The organism is Sandaracinobacteroides sp. (assembly GCF_057137845.1).
In genome coordinates this window covers 1-7,309 of the sequence record NZ_DBNHFX010000011.1, presented here as the reverse complement: position 1 = coordinate 7,309, position 7,309 = coordinate 1, and the positions used below count along the sequence as shown (strand labels likewise).

The 7,309-nt window shown below is 65.8% G+C and carries 4 protein-coding genes and 1 pseudogene; all 5 read left to right on the top strand.

Annotated features, from left to right (window positions below; genetic code table 11):
- On the top strand, positions 1-1,295 hold a 1,295-nt coding region (locus AC16JP_RS00365), incomplete at its 5' end, for an NAD(P)-dependent oxidoreductase (RefSeq protein WP_484338613.1).
- A 2-nt stretch (positions 1,296-1,297) separates the two neighbouring features.
- On the top strand, positions 1,298-1,861 hold the full coding sequence (locus AC16JP_RS00360) for a DUF2059 domain-containing protein (protein ID WP_484338612.1): 564 nt from the start codon (positions 1,298-1,300) through the stop codon (positions 1,859-1,861).
- 35 nt (positions 1,862-1,896) lie between these two features.
- Positions 1,897-6,441 carry a glutamate synthase large subunit gene (gene gltB / locus AC16JP_RS00355; RefSeq protein WP_484338611.1) on the top strand — a complete coding sequence of 1,515 codons (4,545 nt, stop codon included), beginning with the start codon at positions 1,897-1,899 and terminating at the stop codon, positions 6,439-6,441.
- Positions 6,442-6,728: 287 nt separating this feature from the next.
- A complete protein-coding gene (locus AC16JP_RS00350) occupies positions 6,729-6,923 on the top strand; it encodes a hypothetical protein (RefSeq protein WP_484338610.1) in 195 nt (64 codons plus the stop codon).
- Between the two features lie 49 nt (positions 6,924-6,972).
- Positions 6,973-7,309 (top strand): annotated as a pseudogene (locus tag AC16JP_RS00345) (glycosyltransferase family protein); the annotation flags it as partial.

Genomic DNA, 7,309 nt, shown 5'->3' with positions numbered 1-7,309 from the left:
CGCTGGAAAACCACATCCCCGACTGGCTGAAGCTCGCCGCCGACGGCCGCCTGCGCGAAGCCTATGAGGTTTCCTCCTCCACCTCGACGATGCCGGAAATCTGCGGCCGCATCTGCCCGCAGGACAGATTGTGCGAAGGCGGCTGCGTGATAGAAAACGCCGGACACGGAGCAGTCACCATCGGTGCCGTGGAAAAATTCATCACCGACAACGCCTGGAAGGAAGGCTGGGTCGAGCCTCTGGTTCCCGTCGCCGACCGCGGCGGCCAGTCGGTCGGGGTCATCGGTGCCGGGCCTGCAGGCCTGACGACGGCAGAACTCCTCCGCCGCGAGGGGTATGAAGTCCATGTCTATGACCGGCACGACCGCGCCGGCGGATTGCTGATCTATGGCATCCCCGGCTTCAAGCTGGAAAAGCTGGTCGTCGAGCGCCGGGTCGCGCGGCTTATCGAGGGCGGCATCCACTTCCACCTCTCGACCGAGATCGGCCGCGACCTTTCGTTCGCCGACCTGCGCCGCCGCCACGACGCGATCATGATCGCGACCGGCGTCTACAGGCCCCGCCCGCTGGGGATGGAAGGGGCCGACCTGCCGGGCGTCGTCAAGGCGCTGGATTATCTGATCGCATCCAACCGCCGCAATCTGGGCGACACCGTGCCCGAACCGGACAACGGCGAACTGGATGCGCGCGGGCGGCATGTGGTGGTGATCGGCGGCGGCGACACCGCGATGGACTGCGTGCGCACCGCCGTCCGCCAACAGGCGGCATCGGTCACCTGCCTCTATCGCCGCGACCGTGCCAACATGCCGGGTTCGGCCCGCGAAACGCAGAACGCCGAGGAAGAAGGCGTCGATTATGAATGGCTCGCCTCGCCCGGCCATTTCACTGCCGGTGCCGATGGCCGCATCGCCACGGTCCGCGCCCAGCGCATGCGGCTGGGTGCCGCCGACGGATCGGGCAGGCGCGCGCCCGAAGTAGAGCCTGGCTCGGACTTCGAAGTGAAAGCCGATCTGGTGATCGAAGCCCTGGGCTTCGACCCCGATGACCTGCCCGCCGCGTTCGAAGCGCCGGACCTTGGCACCAGCCGCTGGGGGACCGTCAAGGTCGCGCGTCCGGACCAGGCCACCAGCATCGATGGCGTGTTCGCCGCCGGAGACATCGTGCGCGGCGCAAGCCTTGTGGTATGGGCAATGCGCGAGGGGCGCGACGCCGCCGCCGCAATGCACGACTGGCTGCAGGCCAGCGCCAATGCCGCCGCCAACGCTGCGGCCCAGCCCTCGGAGGAAACCCTATGACCATGCGTTTCACCACAATCGCCGCCATCGCACCATTGCTGCTGGCCGCACCCGTCGCCGCCCAGTCGGCCGAGGCCACCAAGGCTGCGACCGCGCTCGTCGATACGATGATGCCGTCGGCCGCCGCCAAGGCGCAGCTCGACCAGCAGTTGAAGCAGATGCGCAGCGGCGCCGGCGTGCGGGCGATGCTTTCCTCCAATCCGCGCCTGAAGGCCGAGCTGGCGAAAAACAGCCCGGCGGTCGAGGCAGGTCTCGCCCGCATGGGCGCCATGCAGGCCGACTCGATCGGCCCGATCCTGCGCGAAATGCAGGCCAGCGCGCGCGCCGAACAGATCGCATCCTTCGCCCGCAATTTCACCGCCGAAGAACTTGCCGAGATCACCGCCTTCTACAAAACCCCGGCAGGCGCGAAGTTCCTTGCCCGGCAGGCGGCCGTGTCGGCCGAAGTCGGCCGGGCCAACGCACAGAAGTTCGGCCCGCGCATGCAGGCGGCGGAAAAGGCCGTTGCGCCGAAACTCGATGCCGAACTGCGCAAGCTGTTCCCCAACATCGCCCCGACGAAATAACCCCATTGCGCCACCGGCGCCCGACGGACGGACCCATGCAGCAACATCCCGCCGACATCCCCAGCGAAATCGACGCCGCCCGTGCCCATCTGGCGGAAAACGGTCTCTATCTGCCGCAAGGCGAATCCGATGCCTGCGGCGTCGGCCTCGTCGCCGCGATCGACGGCAAGCCGTCGCGGCGGGTGGTGGAAACGGCGGTCGCGGCGCTGAAGTCGGTCTGGCACCGGGGCGCAGTCGACGCCGACGGCAAGACAGGCGACGGCGCGGGCATTCACCTCGACCTGCCGGTCGCCTTTTTCGAGGACTGCATCGACCGCGCCGGGCACAGCCCGCGCCCGAACCTGCTGGCGGTCGGCATGGTGTTTCTGCCGCGCACCGATCTTGCCGCACAGGAAGCCTGCCGCAGCATCGTCGAATCCGAGATCATCGACTTCGGCCATTTCATCTATGGCTGGCGGCAGGTGCCGGTCGACGTGTCGGTGATCGGCGAAAAGGCAGCCCGGCTGCGCCCCGAAATCGAACAGATCATGATCGCAGGCCCCGCCGACACCAGCGAGGAAAGCCGCGCTGCCTTTGAAAAAGACCTCTATCTCCTGCGCCGCCGCATCGAGAAAAAGGTGATCGCCGCCCAGATCCAGGGCTTCTACATCTGCTCGCTGTCGTGCCGGTCGCTGATCTACAAGGGGCTGTTTCTGGCCGAAAGCCTGTCGGTCTTCTACCCCGACCTCCTCGATCCGCGCTTCGAAAGCCGGGTGGCGATCTACCACCAGCGCTATTCCACCAACACCTTCCCGCAATGGTGGCTGGCGCAGCCGTTCCGCTGCCTCGCCCACAACGGCGAGATCAATACCATCCGTGGCAATTCGAACTGGATGAAAAGCCACGAAATCAAGATGGCGGCCACCGCCTTCGGCGACCATTCCGAGGACATCAAGCCGCTGATCCCGGCCGGATCCTCGGACACAGCCGCACTCGACGCCGTATTCGAGGCGATCGTGCGCTCGGGCCGCGACGCACCGACCGCCAAGACCATGCTGGTTCCCGAAGCCTGGTCGAAGGGGGCCGACATGCCGCCCGCGCACAAGGCGATGTACAGCTATTTCGCCAGCGTCATGGAACCATGGGACGGGCCGGCCGCGCTGGCCATGACCGACGGGCAATGGGTAGTCGCCGGGCTGGACCGCAATGCGCTCAGGCCGATGCGCTACACCCGCACCCGCGACGGCCTGCTTGTCGTCGGTTCGGAATCGGGCATGGTCGTCCTCGACGAGGAAACCATCGTCGCCAAGGGCCGGCTCGGGCCGGGGCAGATGATCGGCGTCGATCTTACGGAAGGGCGGCTCTATACCGACCGGGCGCTGAAGGATCGTATCGCATCGGCTTCCCCCTATGACCGCTGGGTCGGCGAGTTCACTTCGCTTGCCGATGTCGCGCCGCCGGCGGGGCCTGTCGAGCGCCCGGCGGGCGATGCGCTGCGCCGGATGCAGATTGCGGCGGGCCTTTCATCGGAAGACATGGAACTGATCCTGTCGCCGATGGTCGACGACGCCAAGGAGGCAGTCGGCTCGATGGGCGACGACACGCCGCTGGCGGTGATTTCCGCCAATGCCCGGCCGATCAGCCACTTCTTCCGGCAGAACTTCAGCCAGGTCACCAACCCGCCGATCGATTCCTTGCGTGAATCGCGGGTCATGAGCCTGAACACCCGCTTTGGGAACCACGGCAACATCCTCGACAGCGAAGAGCGGCAGGCGGGCGTCATGGTGCTGGAAAGCCCGCTGCTGTCGTCGGCTGAATGGCAGCAGTTGCTGGCGCACTTCGCCGGCACCGCCGCCGTGATCGACTGCACCTTCGACCTGACCGACGGCCCTGACGGCCTGCGCGCCGCGATCGAGCGCATCCGCGCCGAAGCCGAAGCCGCCGTCCGCGAAGGCAAATCGCAGCTCTTCCTGACCGACGAGCGCCAGTCCGCCACGCGCTGCGCCGTCACCATGATCCTCGCCGCCGCCGGGGTGCACACGCATCTGGTGCGCAAGGGCCTGCGCACCTTCGCGTCGATCAACGCCCGCTCGTCGGAATGCCTCGATACGCACCATGTCGCCGTGCTGGTGGGTGTTGGTGCCACCACCGTCTGTCCGTGGCTTGCAGAAGCCTCGATCGCCGACCGCCAGGCGCGCGGGCTGTTCGGCGACCGATCGCTCGACGACTGCATCGCCCGCTACCGCAAGGCGGTCGACGACGGCCTGCTGAAGATCATGGCCAAGATGGGGATCTCGGTCCTGTCCTCGTATCGCGGCGGCTATAATTTCGAAGCCGTCGGCCTGAGCCGCGCCCTTGTCGCCGACTTTTTCCCCGGCATGCCGGCGCGTATTTCCGGCGAAGGGTTCACCTCGCTGTTCGAAGCCGCCCGCCAGCGCCACACCCGCGCCTTCGCGACCGAAAGCAGGCCGACATCGGTGCTGCCGGTCGGCGGCTTTTACCGCAACCGCGCCGGGTTCGAACCGCACGCATGGGAAGCAACGCTGATCCACACGTTGCAGGAAGCGGTTCGCACCGACAGCTACGGCCTGTTCCGCCGCTTCTCGGAAGGCATCCGCAAGCTGCCGCCGATCTATCTGCGCGACCTGCTGGAACTGAACTACGCGCCGACACCGCTCGCCACCGAGGAAGTCGAGTCGATCGCCGAAATCCGCAAGCGCTTCGTCACGCCCGGCATGTCGCTCGGCGCGCTTAGCCCCGAAGCGCACGAGACGCTGGCGATCGCCATGAACCGCATCGGTGCGAAGGCGGTCAGCGGCGAAGGCGGCGAAGACCCGATCCGTTTCCGCCCGTTCGCCAACGGCGACAACGCCAATTCCGCCATCAAGCAGATCGCCTCCGGCCGCTTCGGCGTCACCGCCGAATATCTGAACGCCTGCACCGAAATCGAGATCAAGGTGGCGCAAGGGGCAAAGCCCGGCGAGGGTGGCCAGTTGCCCGGCTTCAAGGTGACCGAGATGATCGCAAGGCTGCGCCACGCGACGCCGGGCGTCACGCTGATTTCGCCGCCACCGCACCACGACATCTATTCGATCGAGGACCTGGCCCAGCTCATCTACGATCTGAAGCAGATCAACCCCGAAGCGAAAGTGGGGGTGAAGCTGGTCGCATCGTCGGGCATCGGCACGATCGCGGCGGGTGTCGCCAAGGCCCATGCCGACGTGATCCTGATTTCCGGCAATGTCGGTGGCACCGGCGCATCGCCGCAGACCAGCATCAAGTTTGCCGGCGGCCCGTGGGAAATGGGCCTGTCGGAAGTGAACCAGGTGCTGACGCTGAACGGCCTCAGGCACAAGGTGAAGCTGCGCACCGACGGCGGCCTGAAGACCGGCCGCGACATCGTCATCGCTGCGATCCTCGGCGCCGAGGAATTCGGCATCGGCACCCTGTCGCTGGTGGCGGTCGGCTGCATCATGGTGCGCCAGTGCCATTCCAACACCTGCCCGGTCGGCGTCTGCACGCAAGACGAAGACCTGCGCGCCAAGTTCACCGGCACGGCGGAAAAGGTCATCAACCTGATGACCTTCATCGCCGAGGAAACCCGCGAGATCCTTGCCCGCCTTGGCGTGCGTTCGCTGGACGAAGTGGTGGGCCGCACCGAACTGCTGCGGCAGGTCAGCCGTGGCGCCGAACATCTGGACGACCTCGACCTGAACCCGTTGCTCGCCCGCGTCGATGCCCCCGACGACATGCGCCGTTCGGTGCGCGACGCGCCGCGCAACCCGGTGCCCGACAGCCTCGACGCCGACATTCTGCGCGATGCGGCCGCCGTCTTCGAGCGCGGCGAGAAGATGCAGCTTACCTATTCGGTCCGCAACACCCACCGCGCGGTCGGCACCCGGCTGTCGGCGATGATCACCCGGCAGTTCGGCATGACCGGGCTGGCTCCGGGCCATGTGCACGTCCGGTTGCGCGGGTCTGCAGGGCAGTCGCTTGGGGCCTTCGCCGTGCAGGGCGTACGCCTCGAAGTGTTCGGCGACGCGAACGACTATGTCGGCAAGGGGCTGTCGGGCGCTTCGATCAGCGTCCGGCCGATGGTTTCCTCGCCGCTTGCCGCACACGAGAACGCCATCATCGGCAACACCTGCCTCTATGGAGCGACGGCCGGCGAACTGTTCGCCGCCGGGCAGGCGGGCGAGCGTTTTGCCGTGCGCAATTCCGGCGCCAGCACGGTGATCGAAGGCTGCGGCGCCAACGGCTGCGAATACATGACCGGCGGCACCGCCGTCATTCTGGGGCCTGTCGGAGACAATTTCGCCGCCGGCATGACGGGCGGCATGGCGTTCGTCCATGATCCGGAAAACCGGTTCGCCAGCAAGGTGAACCCCGATTCGGTGGTCTGGCAACGCATCGAAACCGACCATTGGAACGATGTCTGCCGCAGCCTCGTCCAGCGCCACTTCGAAATGACGGCCAGCCGCCACGCCGAAGGCCTGCTGATGGACTGGGAACGCGCACGCGCAAGTATCTGGCAGATCTGTCCAAAAGAAATGCTGAACCGTCTGGAATATCCGCTGAATCTTGCACTGGCGGCGGAATGATCCGGGGAAATAACGAATATCGTTAACGGAACGACATACTGATGGACTCCACCCCTGATTCGACATAACCTGTGTCAGGGTCGGGAATTTCAGTTTTGTGCATGACTGTAAGTTTTCCCCCGGCCCATGTATGTGTTCGGGGGACAACCCATGTGGATTCCGGAAGAGGGCGTATATTCCTGTTCGGATAGCGAAGTGGGGCAGGACCTGCAGATTGCGGTCCTGCTTCCCTGCTACAACGAAGAGGCGATGATCGTTGGCACTGTCGGTCCGGACAGGGTGCCGGCATGAGCGCGGATGGCTTCAAATGGCCCAACGACGGCCCTGACCCGCAGCCGTGGAAGCGACTGCCACAACCGCCGCTCTATCGCGAACGCGACCCGATGATGCCGATTGGCGAGCCGGCCTCCGGGGCGGTGCTGGCACTGGTGGCTGTCGGCGTGGCCGCCGTGCTCGGCCTGTTCGCACTGGCGCTGTTGTGAACAGGCGCTCACTGCCATTGTGAAGTGACGTCCGCAGGCCTCATCGGGGGTACTGGGCGCACGCGTCACCGAACAGGATGCCGCCTATCGGCCCGGCCATCAGTTCGGCAATCGCATGCTGACGTCGCTCCTCAGCATGATGTTCGGCCGCTCCTTCTCGGATATCCTGACCGGATACCGCGTGTTCTCACGCCGTTTCGTGAAATCCTTCCCGGTCTTGTCGCGCGGGTTCGAAATCGAAACCGAAATCAGCGTGCATGCGCTGGAACTGTCGATGCCGCTGGCGGAAGTCAGCACGCCTTATGGGGCAAGGCCGGAAGGCTCGGCATCGAAACTTTCCACCTGGAGCGACGGCTTCCGCATTTTGCGCAGCATGATCGCGCTGT